A 25,762-nucleotide genomic window follows, 5' to 3' on the forward strand; every position below is an offset into this window, starting at 1 on the left:
CGGGGCGCTGCAGCTGAACCGGCCCGGTTGGGCCGGCTCAGCTGCGATGGACTCAGTCCTGGCGGCTGGTCACTTCCAGCAGGTGATAACCGAACTGGGTCTTCACCGGGCCTTGAACGGTGCCGACCGGGGCGCTGAACACCACGGTGTCGAATTCCTTGACCATCTGGCCTGGGCCGAAGGAACCCAGGTCACCGCCCTGACGGCTGGATGGGCAGGTGGAGTTGGCTTTGGCGATTTCGGCGAAATCGGCACCGGCTTCGATCTGAGCCTTCAGTTCATTGCACTTGTCTTCAGTGGCAACCAGGATGTGACGGGCAGTGGCTTTGGCCATGGGAGATACTCCTTTGCAAGAAAGTGCCGAGACTACCGGATTGCAGCGGTTTTTTCCTGCGCAATGTCACGCAACGCAGCCGCTCCCTGGCGCAACAGCGCTTCGGTACCGTCCCAGCCCAGGCAGCCGTCGGTGATCGACACCCCGTATTTGAGCGGTGCAGCGCCCAGCGCCTGGCAGCCATCGAACAAATGGCTTTCGAGCATCATGCCGATCAGCGAGGCATCGCCCTGCAAGCGCTGCTCCAGCACCTCGTTGAACACCTGCGGCTGGCGCATCGGGTCTTTGCCGCTGTTGGCATGGCTGCAATCGACCATCACCCTTGGGCTGACGCCCGCCTTGGCCAGGCCCTGGCGCGCCAGGGCGATGCTCTGACGGTCGTAGTTGGGGCCTTTGTTACCGCCGCGCAGCACCAGGTGGGTGTCCGGGTTGCCCAGGGTTTCGATGATGGCCGGGAATCCTTGCGCGTCCATGCCGAAGTGGCGATGGCTGTGGGCGGCGCTGCGAATCGCGTCGCAGGCGATGCCGACACCGCCGTCGGTGCCATTCTTGAACCCTACCGGCAGGCCGAGGCCGCTGACCATCTCGCGGTGGATCTGCGACTCGGTGGTGCGTGCGCCAATGGCCGCCCAGCTGAGCAAGTCGTCGAAGTAGCCAGCTGCCATCGGTTGCAGCAGCTCGGTGGCCACCGGCAGGCCGCATTCGAGCATGCTCAGCATCAGGCCGCGCGAGAGCGCGATACCGGCGTGCATGTCATCGCTGCCATCGAGGTGCGGGTCGTAAGCCAGGCCTTTCCAGCCCACCGTGGTGCGCGGCTTTTCAACGTAGGCGCGCATCACCAGGAGCATCTGGTCGCTGACTTCTTCAGCCAGGTGCGCCAGGCGCTGGGCGTATTCACGGGCCGAACGTGGGTCATGCAGCGAGCAGGGGCCGACGATCAGCAGCAGGCGCGAATCTTCGCCATCGAGGATGGCGCGCACAGCCTGGCGGTGGCGTTCGACCTGGGCGGCGAGGGCGGTGGACAAAGGCATCTGCTGCTTGAGCAACAGCGGGCTCGGCAGGCGTTGGCTGACGGCGCTGTTGGCAGCGGTGGATTCGGACAGTGGCAGAGCGAGTGTGGACGATTGCATGTTCTGGATTCCCTGGGCGGATGGCGGGGTCTTGCCCGCGCTGTCGGCCCTATCGAGGTGTTCGACAGTTGGCCTGATTGGCGTCATGTGTAGCGGTGCCACCAACAAGTGACCGATCGGAGGCGGCAGGCTGGCCCGAACGGGATTGGCTAAATCGCCAGGCGGTAAAGCTTGGGTAACGGTGGTAGGTGGCGTAGTTCATGGGGTAATCCTCAGTATCTGTTCGGTTGCGTGGGGGCTAAAAACAAAACCCCCGATCGGAGGGGCCGACCGGGGGTTTGAGTATTCTCGTGTTCGGCGGCCCCTTGAAAGTGGGCGCCGGTGTGGGTATCAGCGGCGCCTGTGGCTAAACCAATACCCAAAATAAAACGCAGCGGGAGCGACCGTCGCGCACTCGCCAGCAACCGCCACAGGGCGCGAGAGGCGATCGGTGTGTTGTGCGTGAGTGAGGGTGGACTGCGACATGGGACTCTCCAGTTGATGAGCCTGAGCTTACTTCAGGCGCTGGCGCGGTTTCAATGGCTAATTTCCATCTGCACGATTTAACCCGGCTATCGTCGCAGGTAGGCGGTGAAGTCGATGTCGCCGGCACTGAGGATCGCCTGCACGCGGTTGTGCACGTTGAGCTTGCGCAAAATCGCCGACACATGCGCCTTGACCGTGGTTTCGGCGATGTCCAGGTTGTAGGCGATCTGCTTGTTCGATTCGCCCTTGGTCATGCGTTCGAGCACCAGCAACTGCTTGCGGGTCAGGGCCTGCAGCAGCTCGGGGGCAAAACCCGGGTGCTCGTTGTGGTTGCGCCGGGTGCCGGCCTTTTGCGTGCGGATGATATCGGGCGGCAGGTAGACGTTGCCATTGAGGATTCGCTCGATGGCCTCGGTCATCTGCGAACGCGGCGACGACTTGGTGATAAAGCCCACAGCGCCGTAGGTGATGGCCTGCAGCACGATCTGTTTGTCCTGCTCGGCTGAGACGATCACCACCGGAATGGTCGGTGCCTCGTTGCGCAGGTTGATCAGCCCACCCAGGCCATGCATGCCGGGCATGTTCAGGTCCAGCAGGATCAGGTCCAGGTCGTCGTGTTCCCCGGTCAAGGCCAGGGCACTGTCCAGGTCGGCGGTTTCCATCACTTCGCTGCCGGGAAAACCATCGCTGATCACGTTGTGGATGGCCTCGCGAAACAACGGGTGGTCGTCGGCGATCAGAATCTTGTACATGGCTTTGCACCTTATTGTTGTGGTTGTCGCTGCACCCCTTCATTACAGGCCAGGTGCAGCGCTTTGGAAATGCGACCATCGACAAGCCAAACAGTACCAAAGTAGTAGGCGCCAGGGCAGGGGCTGGCTCTAGCATGGCCGTATCTGCCCGCTGAGAAGGAACACTGCCATGGCCATCCTGCTGGTCGATGACCATCCGATGCTGCGCCTGGGCCTGGCCCGGGTGCTGGAACAGGGGCTGGAAGGCCTTGCCATCCTCGAGGCGAGTAGCGGTGAAGAGGCCTTGATCAAGGTCGGCGAGCAGTTGCCGGGCCTGGTGATCATGGATTTCGACCTGCCGGGCATCAGTGGCCTGGAAACCACCCGGCGCCTGCGCCAGCGCTTGCCGCAACTGCGGGTGTTGTTCTTCAGTGAACACACCGAACTGGGCCTGGTGCGCCAGGCGATGGATGCCGGTGCGTGCGGCTTTCTCTCCAAGCACGCCGAGCCGGCTGTACTGCTCGAGGCGGTGCGGCGCGTATTGTGCGGGCATGCCTATATCGAACAGACCCTGGCCACCGCCCTGGCTTTGCAGGCCCATGGCGGCCAAGGTGTGCATGCGCGGCTGCAGGGGCTGAGCCAGCGGGAAATCGAGATTTTCCTGATGCTGGCCAAAGGCAGTTCGAACCGACTGATCGCCCAACAGCTGTGCCTGAGCAGCAAGACCGTGTCCAACTACCTGACCCTGCTCAAGAGCAAGCTGCAGGTCAGCTCCCAGGCCGAAATGGTGCACCTGGCCATTGAAGTCGGGCTATTGCGGGTGGCTGCTTAGTTCCAGGTGTCCGGGCAGCCCTGGCAGCCATCCATGTTGCTGTCCTGGAAGTTGGCGTAGTGCTGGCGGCTGCCCCGCAGGTCGGCGCGTTCCAGGTTGCTCTCTCCCAGCTTGGCTTCCTGCAGGTTGGCGTCGGCCAGGCTGGCCCCCTTGAGGTCGGCCTTGCTCAGCCAGGTCATTTCCAGGTCGGCTGCCTGCAGGTTGCTGTTGTGCAGCTTGGCCCCGGAAAGCCGGGCGAACTCCAGATAGGCCGCACTCAGGTTGGCGTCGTTGAAGTTGGCGCCCTGGGCGAACATGCCCCAGCCTTGTATCGCAATCAGTGTGGCGCCTTGCAGGTTGGCCAGGCGCAGGTTGCTTTGCTGCAGGCTGGCGCGGGTGAGGTTGGCGCCTTGCAGGTTGGCTTTCTCCAGGTTGGCCAGGTCAAGGCGGGCATGGCGCAGGTTGGCACCGCGCAGGTCGGCGCCCGACAGGTTGATCTTGCGCAGGTCCTGGTTGCTCAGGTCGGCACCGCGCAGGTCGATGTTGGCGCACTGGCTTTCCGGGGCGATGAGGCAGCCGTTGATCCGCTGCTGGGTATCGTCGTCGGCGAAGGCGGGGGACAGGGTCACGACCAGCAGTAAAGGAAGGTAGTTCATCAGTATCTCCTTGGCGGGCGCGGGGCAAGCCCGCTCCTACAGGTGTGGGAGCGGGCTTGCCCCGCGAAGGGCTTAACGCTGAGCTGTCTTGGTATCCCAGGCCGGGATCTTGAACACCCAGAACGAACCCCCCTGGGCCACCGGCTTGGTCAGCTCGGCCATGTCGCCACCCCACAGCGGTACCGCACCGCCATAGCCCACGGTCACGCCGATGTACTGCTCACCGTCCTGTTCCCAGGTGATGGGCGGCGAGACGATGCCGCTGCCGGTCTGGAATTTCCACAACTCCTCGCCGGTCTTGGCGTTGAAGGCCTTGAAGTAGCCGTCGCCGGTCCCGGTGAACACCAGGTTGCCCTTGGTGGCCAGCACCCCGGCCCACAGCGGCAGGCGCTCCTTGTGTTCCCAGACCATCTTGCCGGTGGTCGGGTCCATGGCGCGCAGCGAGCCTACGTGGTCCTCGTACATGCGCTTGATGCGAAAGCCCATACCCAGGTACGCCGAGCCCTTCTTGTAGTTGACCTCCTCGGTCCAGTACTCCTCTTTCCACTGGTTGGACGGCACGTAGAACAGCCCGGTGTCCTGGCTGTAGGCCATGGGGTTCCAGTTCTTGCCGCCCAGAAACGGTGGCGAGACTTCCACCGGCTTGCCTTTGGTCTGGCCAGGTTCGGGCTTGGCCGGACGCTGGCCCGGATTTTCGACCGGGCGCCCGGTCTTCAGGTCGATGTGGCTGGCCCAGGTGATGTTGTCGGCGAACGGGAAGGCGTTCTTGAGCTTGCCATTGGTGCGGTCGACCACATAGAAGAAGCCGTTGCGGTCGGCGTGGGCGGTGGCCTTGTACTGCTTGCCGTCCTTGTCCTTGTAGTCGAACAGCACCAGTTCGTTGTTGCCGGAGAAGTCCCAGGCATCGTTGGGGGTGTGCTGATAGAACCACTTCACTTCACCGGTGGTGGGGTCTACGCCGACCTGGCCGGAGGTGTACAGGCTGTCATAGTCATGGGGGTTGCCGTCCTTGGAGGTCCGCGCCCAGGTGTTCCAGGGCCCGGGGTTGCCGGCACCGACGATGATGGTGTTGGTCTCGGCATCGAAGCTTGCGCTCTGCCACGGAGCACCGCCGCCGTGGCTCCAGGCCTCGACCTTGCCGGTCTCGGTGCTCGGGTCATCTGGCCAGGACGGTGCTTTCACGTCGCCGGTCGGCGTGCTGTCCTTGCCGTTCAGGCGGCCCATGTGGCCTTCGACAAAGGGCCGCATCCACACTTCTTCGCCGGTGTCCGGGTCGCGGGCAAACAACTGGCCGACTACGCCGAATTCGTCGCCGGAGCTGCCGTGGATCAGCAGCACCTTGCCGCTCTTCTGGTCTTTGACCAGGGTCGGGGCGCCGGTCATGGTGTAGCCGGCGCTGTGGTCGCCGAACTTCTTCTTCCACACCACCTTGCCGGTGTCCTTGTTCAGGGCCACGAGCTGGGCATCGAGGGTGCCGAAGTAGATCTTGTCGCCGAAGATCGCCGCGCCGCGGTTGACCACGTCGCAGCAGGGGCGAATGTTGTCGGGCAGGCGGTGGTTGTAGGTCCACAGGCGCTTGCCGGTCTTGGCGTCGAGGGCGAATACCCGCGAGTAGGAACCGGTGACGTAGATCACCCCGTCGTTGACGATGGCCTGGGACTCCTGGCCGCGCTGCTTTTCGTCACCGAACGAATACGACCAGGCCGGGGTGAGCTTGAACACGTTCGTGTCGTTGACCTGGGCCAACGGGCTCCAGCGCTGGGCGTTGGTGCCCATGCCGTACTGCAGCACGTTGCCGGTGCTCTTGTGGTCATCGGCAATGTCATCCCAGCTCACCGGCTTGGCGAAGGCAGGTGCAGTCAGGGCCAGGCTGCCCATCAGCAACACGGCATGCACGGCGGCAGTCAGGGGCTTGAGGGCGGGTAACGATCTTATTGTCATGGTTGGAGTTCCCAATGAAGGTTTTGGCCCTTCTAGCCTGGGATTTCCCCGCCCGGCTTGATACGGAAAAACTCCCGCCCTTTGCGGGAAAACTTCCCAAACCGCCTGTGATTTGGCACTGCTCCACAAGCGCTACGACCAAGGGAGTAGAACGCGGCCCCCAAAGCAGCATGGGGCGTTTGCCGGCGGCTGCCTAAGCTGGCGAGCAACCTTTCAGTCGAGAGGTGTTCGCGTGCAAACAGCAGTCGAGGGCAGAACAATGACAACAGCAAAAAACGCCTGGTTGAGCCTGATGGTGGTGGGCGGCCTGATGAGCAGTGCGGCGGTGTTCGCCCATGGCAACGTAACGCCGACGGCGGTCAACATCGGCAACCTGGAAAAACTGGGTGAAGAGTGGCGTGCGCAAAACCCCTACCGCAACAGCAAGGATCATGACGAAGCCGTGTCGATCGGCGCCTCGGCCTACAACCAGAACTGCGCGGCCTGCCACGGCCTGGAAGCCAAGTCCGGCGGCATTGCCCCGGACCTGCGCCTGCTTGATGAAGGCGCGGCGGGTGATGAGTGGTTTGTGGAGCGGGTCCGCAACGGTGCGGTGCGCGATGGCCGGGTGTACATGCCCAAGATGGCCGACTACCTGAGCCAGGAAGCGTTGTGGGCGGTGCGCAGTTACCTGGACACCGTCCACGTTGACGAGTGACGGTAGGGGCGGGCGTGCCCCGCGATGCGATGTGACTGACAGATCGCATCGCAAGGCAAGCCCGCTTCTACAAGGTGTAGTGCTTGAGTTCCCGGGCGATCAGCATGCGCTGGATTTCGCTTGAGCCTTCATAGATCTGGGTAATCCGCGCATCGCGGTAGTAGCGCTCGACCGGGTAGTCCTCCAGGTACCCATACCCCCCATGCACCTGGATCGCCTTGGAACACACCCGCTCGGCCATTTCCGAGGCGAACAGCTTGGCCTGGGAGGCTTCGCTCAGGCACGGCTTGCCGGCACTGCGCAGGCGCGCGGCATGCAGGATCAGCAAGCGTGCGGCATTGATCTGCACCTGCATGTCGGCCAGCAGGTTGGCGATGCTCTGGTGCTCGTTGATCGGCTTGCCGAACTGGATGCGATCACGGGAGTACACCAGGGCCGCTTCGAACGCGGCGCGGGCGATGCCCAGCGCCTGGGCGGCGATGCCGATACGACCGCCTTCGAGGTTGGACAGCGCAATTGCCAGGCCCTTGCCACGCTCACCGAGCAGGTTGGCGGCAGGGACGCGGCAGTTGTTCAGGGTGACCGCACAGGTGTCGGAGGCGCGGATCCCCATCTTGTGTTCGCTGCGGTCGACCACGAAGCCTTCGTTGTCGGTGGGCACCAGGAACGCCGAGATACCTTTCTTGCCCAGGTCCGGGTCGGTGACGGCAAATACGATGGCCAGGCCCGCACGACGCGCGTTGCTGACAAACTGCTTGGCGCCGTTGATGACCCAGTGATCACCCTGCAGTTCGGCACGAGTGCGCAGGTTGTGCGCCTCGGAGCCGGCCTGGGGTTCGGTCAGGCAGAAGCAGCCGATCACCTGGCCGCTGGCCAGGCGCTCGAGCCAGGTCTGCTGCTGTTCGGCGTTGCCGTAGGCGAGCAGGGGGCCACAGCCCACCGAGTTGTGGATGCTCATCAGCGCACCGGTGGCACCATCGCCGGCGGCAATCTCTTCAACGGCCAGGGCATAGGCGACGTAGTCGGTGTAGCTGCCACCCCATTGCTCCGGGACCACCATGCCGAGCAGGCCGAGCTCGCCCATTTTCTTGACGACATCGTCATCGATCCAGCCGGCCTTTTCCCAGGCCTGGGCATGGGGCGCGATTTCGCCACGGGCAAAATCACGGGCCATGTCGCGGATCATGATCTGTTCTTCGCTCAGTTCCAGGTCTTGCATCTGCGTACTCCAGGCCTTACAGGCCTTCGAAGAATTGGGCCACACGCGAACGGTTGAGGTCGGCCAGGGCGGCGGGGTTCCAGCGCGGCTGCTTGTCCTTGTCGATGATCAGCGCGCGCACGCCTTCGATCAGGTCGCCGTGGTCGAACCACTGTCGGTCCAGGTGCAGCTCCATGGCAAAGCAGTCCTCCAGGCCCAGGTGACGGCCACGGCGCAGCATTTCGAGGGTGACGGCCATGGCCAGCGGCGAACGGGTGTCCAGCAGGTCGGCGGTCCTGGTTGCCCACTCGTGGCTGTCGGCCACGGTCACTGCCCGCAGTTGCTCCACGATACTGCCGACCTCGGGCAAGGCGAAGAAGTGATCGATGGCCGGGCGCAGCTTGGCCAGCGGTGCATCGTCCAGGGTCTGGGTACCGAGCTTGGCCAGCACGCCTTGCAGGTCCTTGAGCGGGTGGTCGCCAAACACCAGGGTATCCAGGCGCTCGTCCAGCAGGCCCAGCTTGTCGCTGTCCAGGTACCAGTCGGCCAGCCCGCAGTACAGGGCATCGGCGGCGCCGATCTGCACCCCGGTCACGCCCAGGTAGGTGCCCAGCTCGCCCGGCACGCGGGACAGGAAGTAGCTGCCGCCCACATCGGGGAAGTAGCCGATGCCCACCTCCGGCATCGCCAGGCGACTGCGCTCGGTGACCACGCGCAGTTCGGCGCCCTGGGCCAGGCCCATGCCGCCACCCAGGGTGAAGCCGTCCATCAGTGCCAGGATCGGCTTGCGGTAGTGGTGGATGCACAGGTCGAGGGCGTATTCCTCGACGAAGAAATCGCGGTGCAGGCTGTCGCCGGCCTTGTAGCTCTCGTACAGCGAGCGGATGTCGCCCCCGGCACAGAACCCCTTGGGGCCTTCGCCACGCAGCACCACCGCCTGCACCTGCGAGTCGGCCGCCCAGGCATCGAGCTGGCGCTGCAGCTGGCGCACCATGTCCAGGGTCAAGGCGTTGAGGCCGGCCGGGCGATTGAGGGTCAAGTGACCGATATGGTTGCGAACCTGGGCCAGGATCGGCGCCTCGGTTGGCGTTTGAACGTGCGCGGTCATCGCTGTCTCCCTGCTTTGTTATTGATTTTCCACGTGAAATATCACGATCTGGGTAGGCGCTTGAGGATCAGGGGATCCTAACAGTGCAAATTTGCCTATTACAATTCGTAAAACTGCAATTGGCCCCTGCATTTTTGCATGCCTGTGCGCCTTCCGGGTCGGGTGTTGCCACTTTAGCCTTGTAACACGGCCGAAGGGGGGAGTAGTTCCCCTTGCCACCCCTCGACCTGCCTGCGCCAAAGCAGCAGGCACTTGCCGCCAAGGCAGCGTATGGGCCGCGCACAGGCCTTTCGATAATCGCCTCCGAATCAGTCACCCCGATTGCGGAGCGCGTCATGCACAACAATAACAATGCTCATCGCCGTATCCTGCCTTTGCTCACCAGCCTGTCTGCCCTGACCCTGAGCCCCTTGGCCTGCGCCGACATCATGCTCTACGACAAGGACCAGACTACGTTCTCCACCGACGGCTACATCAACGCCTTCTACGTCAACAGCGACATCGACCGCGCCGGCGAGCAGTACGACCGGCGCCAGTCGCGAGTGAAGATGGGCTTCTTGCCCAACACCCTGGGCTTCAACATGACCCGCCAGGCCGATACCTTGAAACTCGGTGCACGCGCCTCGTTCTGGGTGACCATCAACGACAGCGAAACCAACGGCACCGACACGGCCATCGATGTGCGGCAGTTCTACGGTACCGTGGCCAACCCCGAGTGGGGTGAAGTGCTGATCGGCAAGGACTTCGGCCTGTTCGCCCGCTCCAACATCCTGCTCGACGAATTGCTGGCGGGCTACGGCCAGGTCAGCGACACCCTGGGGCTGGTGGATGGGGGCGGGGTGTCGTTCGGCAACATCGGCAGCGGTTACCCATACCCGTTCCCCACTTCGCAGATCACCTACCGCACCCCCTTGATGGAAGGCTTGCGGGTGGCGGTGGGGATCATGGACCCGGTCGACACCAACGACGACAGCGCAGTGGGCAAGGCCTACCAGGAAAACCCGCGTACCGAGAGCGAGATCACCTACCAGTTCGACCTGGGCGGCGCGCAGATCTACAGCTGGCTCAACGGCAGCTATCAGACCTCCGACAACACCGACAGCAACGTCGACTCGGTGACCTCCAAGGGCGTGGGCTATGGCGTGCAAGCCAAAATGGGTGGTTTCTCGCTGACCGGCTCGGGCTTTACCGCCAAGGGCATCAACCCGTTTTTCACCAACAACGCCGGCGAGGCGACCTTGCGCGAGGTGGACAGCACCGGTTACCTGGTGCAGGGCTCGTACCGTTTCGGCAAGAACCGCCTGGCGTTGTCCTACGGCAGGACCAAGGACGACGGCAACGGCGCGGTGAACACCGGGGCCGATTACGAGACGCGGGGCATTGCGCTGTTCCATGACATCAATGACAACCTCAAGCTCGTGGCCGAGTACAACCAGTTCGAGATCGACGGGCACGAAGGGGATGCGCAGAACGAAGACACCGACACTCTGGCGCTGGGGGCGGTGCTGACCTGGTAAACCGGTAGGGGCGGGCTTGCCCCGCGATGCGATGCTGGTTTGAGATCGCTTCGCGGGGCAAGCCCGCTCCTACCAACGACACCCCGACCCGCTACCCAAGTAGCATTCGGCCCATTTGCATGGCGCCCTAGACTGCCTGCATCTTCCAGGGCGGAGCCCGTCGCCATGCAGTCATTTTCCAGCGAAGGCGTGATCAGCGCAGTCTCGCGCGCCAGCGCCGCAGAGCAAGTAGCCCAGGAGCTGGCCACCCAGTTGCTGCACCCGCACCTGGGATTCGTGTTGTTCTTCTGCTCGGCCAGCTACGACCTGCCAGCCCTGGCCGTGGCGCTGCAGCAAAGCTTCGGCGGTATTCGCCTGGCCGGTTGCACCAGTGCCGGCGAGATCACCCCCCAAGGCTATGGCCGGGGCTGCGTGACCGCCCTGGGGTTCGATCACCGGCAGTTTTCCATTGCTGCCGAACGTATCGACGCCATGGAACAGTTCAGCCTGTTCCAGGCCCAGGCCATGGTCGAGCGCCTGGTGACTGGCTGTCGTAGCAACAGCCTGGCGCCCATCAAGGGCCACAGCTTCGCCCTGACCCTGCTCGACGGGCTGTCGAGCCGCGAAGAAACCGTGCTCGCCGCCCTCAGCGCCGCGTTGGGAGACATTCCGCACTTCGGTGGCTCGGCCGGTGACGACAACCAGTTGAGCCATACCCATGTGTATTTCGAGGGCGCCTTCCACAACGGGGCGGCCGTGGTGTTGCTGGTCAACACCGGGCTGGATTTCGAAGTGTTCACCACCCACCACTTGGAGCCACGGGACGAGAAGCTGGTGGTCACCCGGGCCGATCGCCAACTGCGTCGCGTGCACGAGCTCAATGCGGAGCCGGCTGCCGAGGAATACGCCCGATTGATCGGCATTGCGGTGGCCGAACTGGACCATCGGGTATTCGCCGCGCATCCCTTGGCGGTCCGGCTTAACGATCGCTACTACGTTCGGGCGATCCAGCAGGTGCACGACGACCTGAGCCTGAGTTTCTATTGCGCCGTGGAAAACGGCATCGTGCTCACCGCCATGCGCCCGGGGCCGATGCTGGCGAACCTGCGCAACCTTTTCGACGGTCTGCAGCAACGCCTGGGGCCCTTGCTGGTGACCATCGGTTGCGACTGCTTCTTGCGCCGCCTGGAGCTCGAAGGCAGCGACAACCTGGCCGCGGTCGGCACCTACTTGCGCAGCCAGCAGGTGCTGGGTTTCAACTCCTACGGGGAACAGTTCAATGGCACGCACATCAACCAGACTTTCACCGGCGTTGCCATTGGACGGCCACGCCAGCGCCTCGAGCCTTGAACTCGAGGCACTGCGCCGCGCCAACCACAAGCTGCAGCGCATCAATGCTGCGCTGATCGAACGCCTGGAGTCCGGGGCGCGCCCCGATGACGCCTACGCCGCCTTCCAGCATTCGGTGGTGCTGGCCGAGCAGGTGCGCGAGCGCACCGATGCCTTGAACCAGACCCTGGTCGAGCTCAAGGCCAGCAACCACTTGCTCAGCGACGCCCGGCTGCGCGCCGAGACCGCGCACCAGCACCTGGTCGATGCCATCGAGAGTATTTCCGATGCCTTCGTACTGTTCGACCCGGACTTGCGCATCGTGCTGTTCAACAGCCGCTTCAAGGCGTTCTGGGCCAACAGCCGGATCCGCATCATCAGCGGCATGCGCCTGGCCGAAGTCAAGCGCCTGATGTACAGCACCGGGCTGTTCAATGAAGAGCAGCGCGGCGCCAGCGACGATCACTGGGTGTACCGCCTGCACAGCGGGCGCTGGTTGCAGGTCAGTGAACGGCCGACCCGCGACGGCGGGCGGGTCATGCTGTTCACCGATATCACCGAGCTCAAGCACAGTGAAACCCGCCGCCGCGAGCTGGCGGTGGCGCAAAAGTCCCACCTGCTGCAACGCGCGGTCGACAATTTGTCCCAGGGGGTGGCGATGGTCAACGCCGAGGGCGTGCTGGAGCTGTGGAACCGGCGATTTCTCGAACTCAGCGGCCTGGCACCGATTGCTGCCCACAGGCCCTTTGCCGAAGTGATCGCCGACAGCGAGCTGGCCTTGTTGACGCCCGACAGCCGCGACGACAACGGCCGCTGTATCCATGAGCGGGAGCAGCGCCTGTATGACGGGCGCATGCTGGAGATCCGCACCCATCCGCTGCCTACCGGCGGCTTCGTCAACACCTTCACCGACATCACCGAACGCTACTTGCATGCCGAGGCCCTGAGCGAGAGCGAGCGCTGGATACGCCTGATCACCGACCATGTGCCGGCGCTGATCGCCTACCTCAATGCCGAGCTGGTCTATGAGTTCACCAACCAGGTGTACGAGCAGTGGTACTGCTGGCCGCGTGGGGTGATGCTGGGTCAGAACCTGCGTGAGGTGCACAGCCCCGAGCATTACCAGCGCCTGGAAGGCTACATTGCCCGCGCGCTGGGTGGCGAGAGCGTGACGTTCGAATGCGCCGAGACCCACGTCAACGGCCAGGAGCGCTACATGCTGCGCTCTTATGTGCCCAACCGCGCCGCCAGTGGCGAGGTGGTCGGGATCTTCGTGCTCATTCGCGACATCACCGAGCGCCGGCGCACCGCCGAAGCCCTGCACCAGGCCTACCAGAACCTCGAGGTGCGAGTGCGCGAACGCACCGCCGAGCTGACCCGCGCCAAGCAGGAGGCCGAGCAGGCCAACCTGTCCAAGACCAAGTTCCTCGCCGCCGTGAGCCATGACCTGCTGCAACCGCTGAACGCCGCGCGGCTGTTCACCAGTGCCTTGCTTGAACAGCAGAGCGCCAACCCCGGGCTGGTGCGCAGCGTCAGCCACTCGCTGGATGATGTCGAAAGCCTGCTGGGTACCCTGGTCGATATCTCCAAGTTGGATGCCGGGGTGATCAAGGCCGACATGGCCACCTTTGCCCTGGGGGACTTGCTCGATAACCTGGCCACCGAATTCGCTCATGCTGCCAGTAACGAAGGCCTGCGCCTGGCCTATCGCCCCTGCAGCCTGTATGTGCGCAGCGATGTCCAGCTGCTGGCGCGGATCCTGCGCAACCTGTTGAGCAATGCCATCCGCTATACCCCGAGCGGGCGCGTGCTGCTGGGCTGTCGGCGACGCGCAGGGCGGGTATGGATCGAGGTCTGGGACACCGGCATCGGTATCGCCGAGGACAAGCGCGAAGAGATTTTCCAGGAATTCAAGCGTGGTGATGTGCAGCGCCCCGACCAGGACCGTGGCCTGGGGCTGGGCCTGGCCATTGTCGAGAAAATTGCCGGGATACTCGGCCACCGCCTGCAACTGCGCTCGGTTCCGGGCAAGGGTTCAGTGTTTGCTTTGGAGGTGCCGTGCAGCCGCCAGGTAGTCCGGGCGGTGCATGCGGCGACGCGGAACGAGCCGCCAGGCGAGCGGCTGCTGGGCGCGAGGATCTGGGTGCTGGACAACGACAAGGCGATCTGTACGGCGATGGCGACGCTGCTGGAGCAATGGGGCTGCGAGGTGGTGGTCGCCCTGAGCGAGCAGGACCTGGCCCGGCAGGTGGCGATCAACACGGCGGCGGCCGACCTGCTGATCGCCGACTATCACCTGGACGGCGGGCGTAATGGCATCGATGCGGTGTCGGCGATCAACGCCCAGCGCCGCACACCGCTACCGGCATTGATGATCACCGCCAACTACAGCAATGAACTCAAGCAGCAGGTGCGCGAGCGGGGGCACACCTTGCTGCACAAGCCTGTGCGACCGATGAAGCTCAAGGCTGCCATCAGCCACCTGATCGGCTGTGAACTCAGCGCGGCAGGCGCCCGCTGACAAAATGGGCGACATCGTTGTAGCCGTGGGTGGAGGCGTGGCCCGGAGTCACCAGCGAGTCGATGAAGGCTTCGTCTTCGGCGCTGATCTTCACCTGCAACGCACCGCTGTAGGTGTCCCATTGGGCTTGGGTGCGCGGGCCGACGATGGCCGAGCTGACCAGCTGGTTGTTGAGCACCCAGGCAATGGCGAACTCGACCATGCCCACGCCTTTTTCCTGGGTGTAGGCGTGGATCTTCTGGGCGATGGCCAGCGACTCGGGCCGCCATTCGGTTTCCAGGATGCGCTTGTCTTGGCGACCTGCACGGCTGTTGGCGTCCGGCACGCTGTCGGGCGCGTACTTGCCGCTCAGAACGCCCCGGGCCAGGGGGCTGAAGGGCACGATGCCGAGGCCGTGGAAGGCGGCCGCCTGCAACTGCTCGGGCTCGGCCTGGCGGTTGACGATGTTGTACAGCGGCTGGCTGACCACCGGCTTGGCGACCCCCAGGCGCTCGGCCACATTGCAGATCTCGGCGATGCGCCAGCCGCGGAAATTCGAGACGCCCCAGTGGCGGATCTTGCCCTGGCGCAGCAGGTCGCCGATGGCGGTGACGGTGACTTCCAGCGGGGTGCCGTGGTCTTCACGGTGCAGGTAATAGATATCCAGGTAGTCGGTGCCCAGGCGCGTCAGGCTCGCCTCGATAGCGTTGAACAGGTGCTTGCGGTTGAGGCCGGTGCGGTTGGGGATACCCTCGGTTGCACCGAAGCCGACTTTACTGGCCAGTATCCAGTCATGACGGTTGCGGGCGATCGCCTCACCGACGATTTCCTCGCTGCGCCCGCCGTTGTAGACGTCGGCGGTGTCGATGAAATTGATGCCCTGGTCCCAGGCCTTGTCGATGATATGCAGCGAATCGTCGGTGCTGGTCTGTTCGCCGAACATCATGCTGCCCAGGGTCAGGGCAGACACCTGCAGGCCGCTGCGGCCCAGTGGACGGTAGATCATGATCGCGTATCCCTTGGCGGTATCGATCCGATCTCTTTTACACAGGTATGGCAGTGATTAAAAGCCATGTAGGAGCGGACTCGCCCCACGATCGGTACACCAGGTATCAGCCAATTTGCTGGATGTACCGGTCTATTCGCGGGGCAAGCCCACTCCTACATGCCGTCAGCGGGCTTGTTCGGCTGCGGTAGCGCTCGTGCGCGCTCGCGAGACGCGCAACGCCACCAGGCTACCCACCACGATCAACCCCGCCAGCGAGTACAATGCCGCATCGGTCGAGCCGGTCTGGTCCTTGATGAAGCCCACCAGGTAAGGGCTCAGGAAGCCGGCCATCTGGCCTACCGAGTTGATGATCGCCAGGCCCGCCACCGCAGTCCCGGCGCTGAGCAGGGCGGTAGGCATCGGCCAGAACATCGGCAGGCCGGTGAGGGCGCCCATAGTGGCGATGCTCAGGCCGACGATGGCGATGGCCGGGCTGTGGGCGAAGTTGACTGCAATCAGCAAGCCTGCGGCGCCCATCAGCATCGGCACCACCAAGTGCCAGCGACGCTCGTTGCGCAAGTCTGCCGAACGGCCCACCAGCAGCATGAATACCCCGGCCAGCAAGTAGGGAATGGCGCTCAACCAGCCGATCAGCAGGGCATCGCTGAAGCCCAGGCTCTTGATGATCGAAGGCAGCCAGAAGTTGATCGCATACACGCCGCTCTGGATGCAGAAATAAATGAAGCCGAAGGTCCAGATCAGCGGGTTGGTGAATACCGACAGTACGCTTTCGCTGGTGGTCACCGGTTTGCTGGCGGCATCGATCGCCAGGTCATGCTTGATCATCTCGCGCTCGGCCGGGCTCAGCCATTTGGCCGTGGCATAGCCATCGCTGAGCAAGAAAACCGCCATGAAGCCCAGCAGCACGGTCGGCAGGCCCTGGATCAGGAACATCCACTGCCAGCCCGCCAGGCCATGCTGGCCGGCGGCGAAGTGGTTGAGGATCCAGCCGGAGAACGGCCCGCCCAACAGCCCGGAGACCGGGATCGCCGACATGAACAGGGCCATGATCCGCCCACGGCGGGTGGCCGGGAACCAGCGCGAGAGGTACAGCACGATGCCGGGGAAGAAGCCCGCTTCTGCCGCACCGGTAAACAGGCGCAGCACGTAGAACTCCATGGGCGTGGTGACGAACAACAGGCACGTCGACAACGTGCCCCAGGCGATCATCATCAGCGCGATCCAGCGCCGCGGGCCGAAGCGGTTGAGCGCCAGGTTGCTGGGCAGGCCGCACAGCACGTAGCCGATGAAGAAGATACCGGCGCCGAGGCCATAAATGGTTTCACTGAACTTCAGCGCGTCGAGCATCTGCAATTTGGCAAAGCCAACGTTGACCCGGTCCAGGTAGTTGAACAGGTAGCAGATGAAAATGAACGGAATCAGCCGCAGGGTGATGCGCCGATACAGCGCATTGCGGGTGTCGTCTTGGCCTTGGTCAGGGGCAGGGCTGTATGACATGATTTGCTCTCTGTTGTTATGTTTATCGCAGCAGCCTTCGTCGAGGCGGCCTGCGATGAGTCTCGGTGAGCGGACCGTGGCTGTCTTTGTGCTTTTGCACAGCATTTTCAGCGGCCTGCTGTGCCGCGGACCAATCATTGCGACAACAAGGATCCTCCCATGTTCGAACTGGACCATGACCTGGCGCAAGATATCGTCGATCGGGCGATGGCCATTTTGCCCTGCAACGTCAACGTCATGGACAGCCAGGGCCTGATTCTGGGCAGTGGCGAGCCGGAGCGTATCAACACCCGGCATGAAGGGGCGCAGCTGGTATTGGCCAATGGCCGGATCGTCGAGCTGGATGTCGAAGCCGCCAAGTGCCTGAAGGGTGTTCAGCCGGGGGTCAACCTGCCGCTGCTGCTCGATGGTCGGCTGATCGGCGTGCTCGGCCTGACCGGCGACCCGCAACAGTTGCGCACCTACGCCGAACTGGTACGCATGACTGCCGAAATGCTCCTGGCCCAACGACACCTGCAAGTCGAGCAGCAATGGCGACGGCAACGCTGCGATGATTTGCTGGCGTTGCTGCTGGGCGGTACCGGAGACTCGCCACGGCTGGTGGATGAAGCCCGGCAACTGGGACTCAAGCCACAGTTGCCGCGCATTCCCTGCCTGTTCGAACTGGCGACCGGCCCCGGTGCCGAGACGCTGGCCAGCTGGTTGATGAGCCGCTACCCGGACAGCTGGTGCGTCAGCCCGGCCCGCCAATCGCTGCTCTGGTGCAGGCCTGCCAGCGTGGCCCTGGACGAGTCGCGCTTGCTGGAAAAACTGCAGCGTCATGGTTGGGATGTGCAGCGCCTGGCCTGTGGCGGCGCGGCGCACAGCCCGGAACAACTGCGCCGGGGCTACCGCCGGGTCCGCGACCTGCAAGCCTACGGGCGCGAGGTGTTGCCCGCCGAGCGCATCCTGACCCTGTCGCGCTATCGCCTGCCGGCGCTGCTGTGGCGCCATCGCAACGACGACACCCTGGATGAACTGCTTGAACCGTTGCAACGCATTCGCGCCAAGGACAACAGCGGCCAATTGCTGGCAACCTTGCGTGCCTGGTGCAACCACGATGGCCAGAGCCAGGCCTGCGCCGATGCCCTGGGCATCCACCGCAACAGCCTGCGCTATCGCCTGGAGCGTATCGCCGAGCTGAGCGAGGTCGATCCGCTGCGCCTCGAGGGGCTGCTCAGCCTGTACCTTGGCCTGCAATTGCTGCCCGCCGACAGCTGATTGGCGAAGTGACCAAAGCTTGATCGCTGCCTTTGTGCATCCGACCGAGGCTTGCCAGCGGCCCAACTGTCAGCATGCAGCGATCTGGAGCAGGAGAATCACAATGAAAATCGTCATCGCCCCCGACTCGTTCAAGGACAGCCTCAGCGCCGAAGGGGTGGCCGATGCCATTGCCCTGGGCCTGGCGCAGGTATGGCCTGGCGCGCAACTGGTGAAGTGCCCGATGGCCGACGGTGGGGAAGGCACCATGGAGGCCATCGTTGCCGCCTGCGCAGGTGAGCTGCGCAGTGAACAGGTCTGCGGGCCGTTGGCCGAACCGGTGCAGGCCGGCTGGGGCTGGCTGGCGGACAGCCGCACCGCAATCATCGAGATGGCCCAGGCCAGCGGCCTGCAGTTGCTGGGCCTGGCGCAACGCGATGCCTGCCGCAGCAGCACCTTCGGTACTGGCCAGTTGATCGGCGCCGCGCTCGACGCCGGCGCCCAGCGGATCATCCTCGCCATCGGCGGCAGCGCCACCAACGATGCCGGCAGCGGCATGCTGCGCGCGCTGGGGGTGCGGATGTTCGATGCCCAGGGCCAGGAGCTGGCCGAAGGCGGCCTGGCGCTGGCGCACATGGCGTGCCTGGATGCCAGTGGGCTGGACCCGCGCCTGGCTCGGGTCCAGGTGGAAGTGGCCGCCGACGTCGACAACCCGTTGTGCGGGCCTAACGGTGCATCGGCCATTTTCGGCCCGCAAAAGGGCGCCAGCGCCGAGCAGGTGCAGGCACTGGACCAGGCCTTGGGGCATTTTGCCGACCATTGCGCGCAGTGGCTGGGACAAGACGTGCGTGACTTCCCTGGTTGCGGCGCCGCCGGGGGCATGGGCTTTGCCGCCAAGGCCTTCCTGCAGGCGGCGTTCCGCCCGGGCATCGAGGTGGTCGCCGAGCTGGCCGGGTTGGAGCAGGCGGTGCAGGGCGCGGACCTGGTGATCACCGGCGAGGGGCGTTTCGATGCGCAGACCCTGCGCGGCAAAACGCCGTTCGGTGTTGCCCGTGTGGCGCGGCGTCACACGGTGCCGGTGGTGGTGATCGCCGGGACTCTCGGTGAAGGCTATGAGCAGCTCTATGCCCACGGCATCGACGCCGCCTTTGCCCTGACCAGCGGCCCGATGAGCCTTGAGCAGGCCTGCGCCCAGGCGGCGCCGCTACTGCAGGCGCGGGCTCGGGACATCGCCCGCCTGTGGCGCTGCGCGGGCACCCTTCAAGGCTGAGCCATGCCGCCACCGTGACCGGCATGGTCATGGTGGCTGGCCTGGGTATCGGCCGGCTGCACGCTTACCAGCACCTCGACCTTGCCGGCTTTCTCGAACTCCAGCGTCAGCGGGAACTGTTCGCCGGCTTTGAGCGGCTGCTCCATGCCCGACAACATCACATGGTTGGCACCGGGCTGGAAGGTCACTTCGCCATGGGCGGGAATCGCCAAGGCCTGGGCGTGTTGCATCGGCATCAGGCCATCGCTGGAAGACTGCGCATGGATCATCGACCTTTGCGCACGCGGGCTACTGGCGCCGACCAATTGGTCGGCCTGGCTGCCAGTATTGTGCACGGTGAAGTAGGCCGCGCCACCGGGTAGCCCGGCAGGCAACTCCCGCGACCAGGGTTGCTCGATCAGCAAATCGCCGGTCCTGTACTCCTGGGCCAGGGCCGGTACGGCGCACAGCATCAGGGCGCTCAGCCCGATCATGCGAATGTTCATTGCCAGCTCCTTGTGGTCAGCGGCTTGGTTGGGGCTATTGGGCACGTGCCTGCTGAACAGGCTGCAAACGGTCGGTTTCTTCTTCCAGGTAGCCCAGCACGGCAGCAATCTCCAGCTCGCCCAGGCGCAGGTTGGGCATCGCCAGGCGGTTGTATTGCTCATACAGGGCGATGGCCAGCGGGTCTTTCTCGGCCAGCATCACATCGGGCTCCTTGAGCCAGCGCTTGAGCCAGGTCGGGTCGCGCTGGCGGTTCACCCCCAGCAGGTCCGGGCCGATGCTGCGCATACCGGCATGCTGGGTGTCGCCCAGGGTGTGGCAGGAGGAGCAGCGCGTGCGGTAGATCTGCTCGCCGGCGCTGGGCGGGCGTACGGTCGGCGCCTGGGCATGATCGTTGGTCTGGGTGCTGGCCAGCTTCCAGTTGTGCAGGCTCTTGCCCAGGCGATCGGCCAACACGTAGGGGTTCTCGAACGGCGAGGCTTTCATCCAGCGGCCAGTGGCCTGGTTGCCGATGATCAGGCTCAGGTTGTGGTCCTTGGTGTTGCCATCGTCCACCCCCTTGATGAACAACCCCAGCGATTGGCGCAACTGGGTGATTTCGTCCTTGCGGCCGGTGAGGAACTGCCAGCCGGGTCCCACCTGGAATTTTTCGGCGTATTGCCTGAGGGTCTCGGGCGTGTCGGTCTCAGGGTCGATGCTGATCGAATAGAAGAACACATCGCGCCCCACACGCTCGCCCAACAGCTTTTGCACCTGGCGCAGGCGTGCGGTTTCCAGGGGGCAGGAATCGGTACAGGAAGTGAAGATGAAGTTGATCGCCACCACCCTGTCCTTGATCAGGTCGTCGAAGAAACGCACGGATTGGCCGTCCTGATTGATCAGGGCGGTGTTGGGAAAGTAGTTCTCGCCCCAGTGTTGCCCGGGATCGCTCTCGGGGGCCTGTGCCCATGCCCACTGCACGCTGCACAGTGTCAGCAGCAACACGCGGCGCAGCGTTGTAGCGATTGTCCTGCCCATGTTCTTGGTCTCCTCGAGCGCTCCCGCCCGGCGTGCCGAACGGGAGCGCGGGGCGGTTTCAACGTACCGTGACTGGCGCCGTGACAGCCTTGCCGCTGGCGGGCTTGATCGTCACGGTCGCCGGTTGCGAGGGTGCGCTCCCGGTGGTATTGGCCGATAGCCGCCAGGTGCCGCCGACAAGCACCGATGCGGTACCCAGGTTCAATGGGCCGTTCACGGTCGCGGCGGTGATGGTCAGGGTGTCGCCGATCTTCAACGCGCTGGTGCCCATCAGGTCCCAGGTGTAGCGGTCGCCACTGCGAACCGTGGCCTTGGCACTGGTGACCTTGATGTTCTGGTCGACCTCCACAGGCGCCGGTGTGACCGCGACGCTGACCTGGCCCGGCAGCTTGGAAATGGCGCCGCGGGCATCCTTGACCTTGTATTCGAAGGTCGCGGTGTAGGCGTCGGCAACCGTTGCAGGCGGGGTAAAGGTCACCCGGGTGCCGTCGGTACCGACACTGCCGGTGCCCGAGTCTGGTTGCTCCAGGCTGACCACCGCCAGTGGCAGGTCACCATCCGGGTCGCTGTCGTTGGCCAGCACGTTGAGGGTAATCGGCGTGCCGGCCTTGGTGGCGCCACTGTCGTTGACCGCCACGGGCAGTTGGTTGGGCTTGTCGTCATCGGGGCCCTCGGTGTCATCGTCCTTGTCACGGAACGACGGCAGCGCGGCGGAGGCGATGAATTCGACACCGTCCCAGGTGGGCATGGGCGAAGGCATCAATTGCAGTTGCCCCGGGTGCTCGAGATCGAAGCGCAGCAGCATGGAGTTGTCTTCGTGCTGGGTGTTGTGGCAATGCTCCATGAAGGTCCCGGCGAACTCGCGAAAGCGAATGGCCATTTCGACTTCCTCGGAGCTGTCCACCTCGGGGCCTACGCGGTAGAGGTCCTTGCGCGCCCATTTTTCCCATTCAGGCGGCGCCTTGCCGTCGCGGTTGAGGATCACCCCTTCTTCAAAGTGCACATGCACCGGGTGGCTCCAGCCATTGCCGCCGTTCTTGATTTTCCACACCTCAAGGGTGCCGTCACCGCCGTAGCCGGCATCGGTGGGGCCGTTGGCCAGTTGCGGGGCGGCGGTAATACGCCGGGGGTCCATGGAGTAGCCGAAGCCGCCGTCGGTCTTGATGGTCCAGGGGGCGGTGTCGGTGCCATCGGAGCGACCGAACTCGGAGCTGCGGTGCCGTGCGAGCTTGAGCTTGGCCTGCATGGCTGGGTCGTCGCGCTGGATGGTCAGCGGGATCATGGTTTTGCCGGCAGGCTTGCCCGGCTTGGCCGGCTCGTAGGCGACCGGGTCCATGCTGGTGTCCTGGCCGCTGTAGGCCTTGACGTTGAGTTGCAGGAACTTGCCCACCACCGGGTCGCCATCGCGCCACCGCGGGCCTTTGCTGGTTTGATCGATCACCGCCTTGTACTTCTCGGACAGCACGTCGGCCAGCGACACCGCCTCCTTGCTCGGGCCCTTGCCGGTGTCATGCTCCATGAGATTGACGAAGAAGATCTTGTCGCCGGCTTTGATCCCGTTCTTGCTGAAGTTGATGATGATGTCGTAGCGCTCGGCAATGGCCATGGTCGGCAGGATGCCGTTGTCGTCCTTGAGGTCGCCATTGCCATTGAGGTCCATGCTGCCGTCGAATGGAATCGCGTGCTCCATGAGGTTGCCGTCGTTGGCGATCATGTGGAACGGCACCCGCACATACGAGACGCCGGAGCCCTGCGGTCCGCGGAACTCGCCGCCGTTGCCCTGGACTTCGCGCACCACGGCGATCTTCATGTAGCGCGACACCGAGCCATTGAGGATGCGAAAGCGATAGCTGCGCGCGCGCACGTCGAAGTAGGGTTTGTAGAGCCAGTTGACCATCATCTGGTCACCGATGAAGCCGTCGATGTTGAACGGGTTGAACCACAGCTGGCCGCTCTGATCCCAGGCCTTGTCGGCGAAGGTCAGGTTGACGTCATAGTCGCGGTTCCCCCAGGGCAGGGCCGAACCGCTGGGCAGGCGCAGGTTGACGCCGTCCTCGAAGGTCTCGTTGCCGCGATCGATGGCACTGTAGTAGTTCATCATCGCCGCGTTGCCCTTGTAGACGTTGTGGGCGGTGAAGTCGAGCATGTGGTCGTGGAACCAGTGCGTACTCATGGTCTCGCGCCAGTCGCCACGAATCTTGATGCTGCCGTTCTCGCAGGTTTTGAGGCCGGGGCTCGAGTCGTTGACCCAGAGTGTTTCCCCGGGAGCGCAGGGGAAGGCTGCGCGGGGGTCCTTGGCCTCGGTGTTGATGGTGTCGTAGCCGGCCAGTTGCACGGGCCAGCGGTAGTCGTAGTACTGGCCGGGAAAAAAGAACGCGTTGGCGTAGCCGTCGCTCTCGGCCGGGGAGTGGCCGTTGTGCTCGTGGGTACTGAGGGTGTGCAGGCCGAAACCACCGTTGGCCGCCGGATCGATCGGCAGGCCGTTGTAGTGGCGCATCAGCACCGGCTGGCCATAGCGCACCATCAGCAGCTTGGGCGGCAGGGTGCCGTCGAAGGTCCACAGGTTCTTGTGGTCCTGGACCGGCATGTTGGGGTGAAAGCGAATCTCGATGCCCTTGGTAGAGCCCTTGGTAGTGGTGACGCCGGCAGTATTGTTGTAGAGGCCATCAGGGCCGAACTCGCCTTTGCTGTAGCCGTGCATCTGCTTGCTGTCGCGCAGGCCGCGGTTCACCCGTGCGCCAATTTGCGCCGTCTTCACCGATGCCTGCGGGTAGAACTCGTTCCAGCGTTGGTGCGACCAACCTTTTCCTGGTGGCCGCCCTTCGGCAGGCGAACCGACCGGCTGGCGGTTGAGGAAGGTTTCGATCTGCGCTTTCCAGGGGTTGCGGTCCAGCACGTTGGAGTACTGGGTCGGGAAAGGGTACAGCCCCGGCTGGCGCAGGAACGCTTCCAGCGCAGGGCTTGCAGGCCCGCTGCGGGCAACGCTGTTGGGGTCCTGCTCGGGGCCGGCCCCCAGGGTGGGGGGCGGAAAGGGCAGCTTGCCAGCTTCGGCAGTGGGGTCGAGCTTTTCGGTACCGAATTCTTCGTACAGCAACATTTGCTGGGTAAAGGGCTGGGCGCCGAACAGCGGGCTTGCCTTGCCGTTGGTGGGATAGTTGAACGAGGTTTGCTGCGACGGCGGCAGCGCGTTTTCTGTGCGCGGGGTGTTCCTGTCGCCCCATGCACCATTGGGCAGGGCCAAGGAGCCGTGGTTGCCTTCGGGCAACAGCTTGAGTTCATCGAGTGCGGCCTGGACGTCGGTGCGTGGCTGGGTATAGGCCGACGGGTCGGTGGGTGAGGGCGGGCTTACATCGTCCATGGGGACCGCGTTGGCGGTGACGGCGCTGAAGGTACCCAGCAGCACCGGCAGTACGCCTGGTTGCCTGAAAATGAACAGCGATGAACGACGCTTTGAGAAATGATGCATAGCGCTTACCCCGATCCGTACCGTGGGCTGCTTCAGGCCAGCCCGAGGAAATAGCCATTGGCCACTTGCCTTGGGCTTGACGCAAAAGTTGAGCCAACCGCCAGATGAGCCGGGACGTGCCTAAAAAGCGCATTTTATTCAATGGCTTGACTGCTGCGCAGGGGCAATCGATAGCGCAGTAATTATTAGGGTGGGGGTATTTCCCCTAATGTGGGATCCAACTTTCCCCGATTGTGCTGGCGAAGGGTTATCAGGGTAGGTCGACGGCCCCGGGGAGGGCCAGGGTGGTTCCTTCGAGCACGGCCAGTTCACCGAACGACGCCGAGGCATCGATGTAGCGCAAGGCCGACTTGGCGTCCTTCCAGCCCACGTGATTCATCAGTGCCTTGAGCTCCCAGCCATTACTGGTGGCCCAGGTGGCAAAGCCCCGGCGCAAGGAGTGGCTGGTATATAAGGAAGCAGGCACGCCACCGCGTTCAAGAATGCGCCGCAGCAGGGCGATCAGGCTGTTGCTGTTGAGTGGCTGCTCGCCGAGGTTGCCCCAGCGGTCGAGTTTGCGAAACACCGGGCCCCGGGCGATGCCTGCCACTTCGATCCATTGCAGGTAGGCCTGTACTGGGCACAGCACTTTCAGGGCCGGGGCCTGGTGACGCACCCCCAGGGCCTGACGGTCGCCCTTGCTGCGCGGCAGGTAGATGGACATGCCCCGACCGGCCTCGGCCTGGATGTGCTCCACCTGCAAGCGCGCCAGTTCATCGCCGCGAAACCCGCGCCAAAAACCGATCAGCAACAGCGCCACATCGCGCCGCGCGCGAAGCAGCGCAGGCAACGCTTGCTGTTCCCGGGCCTGGCGGGCCTCGGTTTCCAGCACGGCGACGGCCTGTTGCAGGTGCTGGATTTGCAGAGCGGCGGCCTGGCGGGGTTCGGCGGGGTGCAGGGTGCGAATGCCCTTGAGTACCTGGCGCACTATCGGTGCCTTGGTGGGGTCGGGGAAACCCTGGCTGACATGCCATTGACCCAGTGCTGCCAGGCGCTGCTTGAGGGTGTTGATCGAATGACTCGAGGCGTGGTCTGCCAGGTAGCGGGCAATGCTGTCGGCGGTGGCCGGCAAGAACCCGCCCCAACTCACTTCGAAGTGCTCCACTGCGGCCTGGTAGCTGCGCCGGGTATTGTCCCGGGTGGCGGCCTGCAGGTAACGCTCGATGGTATTCATTGCCGGCCTTTTGAAGGTGGTGTGCAAGGCGCGCATTGTACCGCGCTCCTACAGTGTGTGTTTAGTGGTACTTTTTACAAATCAAGCAGTCAATTTCAGAGCGTTCCTAAGTGTAGCGACTTGTAATCGATAACCGGTGTACTCACAATTTCGAGATAGCCAAGTGGCACAG

20 protein-coding genes are annotated in these 25,762 nt (G+C 63.9%); 7 read left to right on the top strand and 13 right to left on the bottom strand.

Annotated features, from left to right (window positions below; genetic code table 11):
• Positions 1-52: 52 nt before the first annotated feature.
• The 3 genes from NPS58_RS12720 to NPS58_RS12730 form a co-directional block, all read right to left on the bottom strand.
• Positions 53-334: a peptidylprolyl isomerase gene (locus NPS58_RS12720; RefSeq protein WP_157192695.1), complete on the bottom strand. Its 282-nt coding sequence runs from the start codon at positions 332-334 to the stop codon at positions 53-55.
• 32 nt (positions 335-366) lie between these two features.
• Positions 367-1,464 carry a 3-deoxy-7-phosphoheptulonate synthase gene (locus NPS58_RS12725; protein WP_274115705.1) on the bottom strand — a complete coding sequence of 366 codons (1,098 nt, stop codon included), beginning with the start codon at positions 1,462-1,464 and terminating at the stop codon, positions 367-369.
• A gap of 551 nt (positions 1,465-2,015) precedes the next feature.
• A complete protein-coding gene (locus NPS58_RS12730; protein WP_274115706.1) occupies positions 2,016-2,681 on the bottom strand; it encodes a response regulator transcription factor in 666 nt (221 codons plus the stop codon).
• Positions 2,682-2,850: 169 nt separating this feature from the next.
• Between NPS58_RS12730 and NPS58_RS12735 the strand changes: the two genes are divergently transcribed.
• On the top strand, positions 2,851-3,492 hold the full coding sequence (locus NPS58_RS12735; protein WP_274115707.1) for a response regulator: 642 nt from the start codon (positions 2,851-2,853) through the stop codon (positions 3,490-3,492).
• On the opposite strand, the gene NPS58_RS12740 is transcribed toward NPS58_RS12735, so the two are convergent.
• Positions 3,489-4,127 (bottom strand): pentapeptide repeat-containing protein, encoded by a 639-nt coding sequence (locus NPS58_RS12740; RefSeq protein WP_274115708.1) that lies wholly within the window; start codon positions 4,125-4,127, stop codon positions 3,489-3,491. The genes NPS58_RS12735 and NPS58_RS12740 overlap by 4 nt on opposite strands.
• A gap of 72 nt (positions 4,128-4,199) precedes the next feature.
• Positions 4,200-6,005 (bottom strand): quinoprotein ethanol dehydrogenase, encoded by a 1,806-nt coding sequence (gene exaA, locus NPS58_RS12745; protein WP_274116534.1) that lies wholly within the window; start codon positions 6,003-6,005, stop codon positions 4,200-4,202.
• Positions 6,006-6,327: 322 nt separating this feature from the next.
• Here exaA and pedF point away from each other — a divergent pair, with 322 nt between their 5' ends.
• Positions 6,328-6,765 (top strand): cytochrome c-550 PedF, encoded by a 438-nt coding sequence (gene pedF, locus NPS58_RS12750; RefSeq protein WP_274115709.1) that lies wholly within the window; start codon positions 6,328-6,330, stop codon positions 6,763-6,765.
• 67 nt (positions 6,766-6,832) lie between these two features.
• Here the strand turns inward: pedF and NPS58_RS12755 are convergent, their stop codons facing one another.
• Entirely contained in the window at positions 6,833-7,984 is a 1,152-nt protein-coding gene (locus NPS58_RS12755) for an acyl-CoA dehydrogenase family protein (protein ID WP_274115710.1), read from the bottom strand.
• Between the two features lie 16 nt (positions 7,985-8,000).
• Positions 8,001-9,071, bottom strand: coding sequence for an enoyl-CoA hydratase/isomerase family protein (locus NPS58_RS12760; protein WP_274115711.1), 1,071 nt, complete (start codon positions 9,069-9,071; stop codon positions 8,001-8,003).
• Between the two features lie 335 nt (positions 9,072-9,406).
• On the opposite strand from NPS58_RS12760, the gene NPS58_RS12765 reads away from it, so the two are divergent.
• From NPS58_RS12765 to nahK, 3 genes are all read left to right on the top strand, one after another.
• Positions 9,407-10,588: a porin gene (locus tag NPS58_RS12765; protein ID WP_274115712.1), complete on the top strand. Its 1,182-nt coding sequence runs from the start codon at positions 9,407-9,409 to the stop codon at positions 10,586-10,588.
• A 165-nt stretch (positions 10,589-10,753) separates the two neighbouring features.
• Entirely contained in the window at positions 10,754-11,917 is a 1,164-nt protein-coding gene (nosP, locus tag NPS58_RS12770; RefSeq protein WP_274115713.1) for a nitric oxide-sensing protein NosP, read from the top strand.
• Positions 11,847-14,417: a hybrid sensor histidine kinase/response regulator NahK/ErcS' gene (nahK, locus tag NPS58_RS12775; RefSeq protein WP_274115714.1), complete on the top strand. Its 2,571-nt coding sequence runs from the start codon at positions 11,847-11,849 to the stop codon at positions 14,415-14,417. Before nosP ends, nahK begins: the two co-directional genes overlap by 71 nt.
• On the opposite strand, the gene NPS58_RS12780 is transcribed toward nahK, so the two are convergent.
• Both NPS58_RS12780 and NPS58_RS12785 read right to left on the bottom strand, forming a co-directional pair.
• Positions 14,395-15,402: an aldo/keto reductase gene (locus NPS58_RS12780; protein WP_274115715.1), complete on the bottom strand. Its 1,008-nt coding sequence runs from the start codon at positions 15,400-15,402 to the stop codon at positions 14,395-14,397. The genes nahK and NPS58_RS12780 overlap by 23 nt on opposite strands.
• Positions 15,403-15,567: 165 nt before the next feature.
• Positions 15,568-16,902 (bottom strand): MFS transporter, encoded by a 1,335-nt coding sequence (locus NPS58_RS12785; protein WP_274115716.1) that lies wholly within the window; start codon positions 16,900-16,902, stop codon positions 15,568-15,570.
• Positions 16,903-17,061: 159 nt separating this feature from the next.
• On the opposite strand from NPS58_RS12785, the gene NPS58_RS12790 reads away from it, so the two are divergent.
• Both NPS58_RS12790 and NPS58_RS12795 read left to right on the top strand, forming a co-directional pair.
• On the top strand, positions 17,062-18,162 hold the full coding sequence (locus NPS58_RS12790) for a sugar diacid recognition domain-containing protein (protein ID WP_274115717.1): 1,101 nt from the start codon (positions 17,062-17,064) through the stop codon (positions 18,160-18,162).
• A gap of 103 nt (positions 18,163-18,265) precedes the next feature.
• Positions 18,266-19,411, top strand: a complete 1,146-nt coding sequence (locus NPS58_RS12795; RefSeq protein ID WP_274115718.1) for a glycerate kinase — start codon at positions 18,266-18,268, stop codon at positions 19,409-19,411.
• Here the strand turns inward: NPS58_RS12795 and NPS58_RS12800 are convergent.
• The 4 genes from NPS58_RS12800 to NPS58_RS12815 all read right to left on the bottom strand — a co-directional run bounded on the left by NPS58_RS12800 (position 19,402) and on the right by NPS58_RS12815 (position 25,626).
• Entirely contained in the window at positions 19,402-19,896 is a 495-nt protein-coding gene (locus NPS58_RS12800; protein WP_274115719.1) for a copper chaperone PCu(A)C, read from the bottom strand. The genes NPS58_RS12795 and NPS58_RS12800 overlap by 10 nt on opposite strands.
• Positions 19,897-19,930: 34 nt before the next feature.
• Positions 19,931-20,911 (bottom strand): SCO family protein, encoded by a 981-nt coding sequence (locus NPS58_RS12805; RefSeq protein WP_274115720.1) that lies wholly within the window; start codon positions 20,909-20,911, stop codon positions 19,931-19,933.
• A 58-nt stretch (positions 20,912-20,969) separates the two neighbouring features.
• Positions 20,970-24,269 (bottom strand): Ig-like domain-containing protein, encoded by a 3,300-nt coding sequence (locus tag NPS58_RS12810; protein WP_274116535.1) that lies wholly within the window; start codon positions 24,267-24,269, stop codon positions 20,970-20,972.
• A 358-nt stretch (positions 24,270-24,627) separates the two neighbouring features.
• The gene (locus tag NPS58_RS12815; RefSeq protein WP_274115721.1) at positions 24,628-25,626 is read right to left on the bottom strand and encodes a site-specific integrase; all 999 of its coding nucleotides are present in this window, start codon (positions 25,624-25,626) and stop codon (positions 24,628-24,630) included.
• Between the last annotated feature and the right edge of the window lie 136 nt (positions 25,627-25,762).

The organism is Pseudomonas putida (genome assembly GCF_028682455.1).
GTDB classification, from domain to species: domain Bacteria; phylum Pseudomonadota; class Gammaproteobacteria; order Pseudomonadales; family Pseudomonadaceae; genus Aquipseudomonas; species Aquipseudomonas putida_AA.

Coding starts and splice junctions, on each gene's coding strand:
- NPS58_RS12720 (WP_157192695.1), bottom strand. CDS start 334: ATGGCCAAAGCCACTGCCCGTCACATCCTGGTTGCCACTGAAGACAAG.
- NPS58_RS12725 (WP_274115705.1), bottom strand. CDS start 1,464: ATGCAATCGTCCACACTCGCTCTGCCACTGTCCGAATCCACCGCTGCC.
- NPS58_RS12730 (WP_274115706.1), bottom strand. CDS start 2,681: ATGTACAAGATTCTGATCGCCGACGACCACCCGTTGTTTCGCGAGGCC.
- NPS58_RS12735 (WP_274115707.1), top strand. CDS start 2,851: ATGGCCATCCTGCTGGTCGATGACCATCCGATGCTGCGCCTGGGCCTG.
- NPS58_RS12740 (WP_274115708.1), bottom strand. CDS start 4,127: ATGAACTACCTTCCTTTACTGCTGGTCGTGACCCTGTCCCCCGCCTTC.
- exaA (WP_274116534.1), bottom strand. CDS start 6,005: ATGGGCAGCCTGGCCCTGACTGCACCTGCCTTCGCCAAGCCGGTGAGC.
- pedF (WP_274115709.1), top strand. CDS start 6,328: ATGACAACAGCAAAAAACGCCTGGTTGAGCCTGATGGTGGTGGGCGGC.
- NPS58_RS12755 (WP_274115710.1), bottom strand. CDS start 7,984: ATGCAAGACCTGGAACTGAGCGAAGAACAGATCATGATCCGCGACATG.
- NPS58_RS12760 (WP_274115711.1), bottom strand. CDS start 9,071: ATGACCGCGCACGTTCAAACGCCAACCGAGGCGCCGATCCTGGCCCAG.
- NPS58_RS12765 (WP_274115712.1), top strand. CDS start 9,407: ATGCACAACAATAACAATGCTCATCGCCGTATCCTGCCTTTGCTCACC.
- nosP (WP_274115713.1), top strand. CDS start 10,754: ATGCAGTCATTTTCCAGCGAAGGCGTGATCAGCGCAGTCTCGCGCGCC.
- nahK (WP_274115714.1), top strand. CDS start 11,847: ATGGCACGCACATCAACCAGACTTTCACCGGCGTTGCCATTGGACGGC.
- NPS58_RS12780 (WP_274115715.1), bottom strand. CDS start 15,402: ATGATCTACCGTCCACTGGGCCGCAGCGGCCTGCAGGTGTCTGCCCTG.
- NPS58_RS12785 (WP_274115716.1), bottom strand. CDS start 16,902: ATGTCATACAGCCCTGCCCCTGACCAAGGCCAAGACGACACCCGCAAT.
- NPS58_RS12790 (WP_274115717.1), top strand. CDS start 17,062: ATGTTCGAACTGGACCATGACCTGGCGCAAGATATCGTCGATCGGGCG.
- NPS58_RS12795 (WP_274115718.1), top strand. CDS start 18,266: ATGAAAATCGTCATCGCCCCCGACTCGTTCAAGGACAGCCTCAGCGCC.
- NPS58_RS12800 (WP_274115719.1), bottom strand. CDS start 19,896: ATGAACATTCGCATGATCGGGCTGAGCGCCCTGATGCTGTGCGCCGTA.
- NPS58_RS12805 (WP_274115720.1), bottom strand. CDS start 20,911: ATGGGCAGGACAATCGCTACAACGCTGCGCCGCGTGTTGCTGCTGACA.
- NPS58_RS12810 (WP_274116535.1), bottom strand. CDS start 24,269: ATGGACGATGTAAGCCCGCCCTCACCCACCGACCCGTCGGCCTATACC.
- NPS58_RS12815 (WP_274115721.1), bottom strand. CDS start 25,626: ATGCGCGCCTTGCACACCACCTTCAAAAGGCCGGCAATGAATACCATC.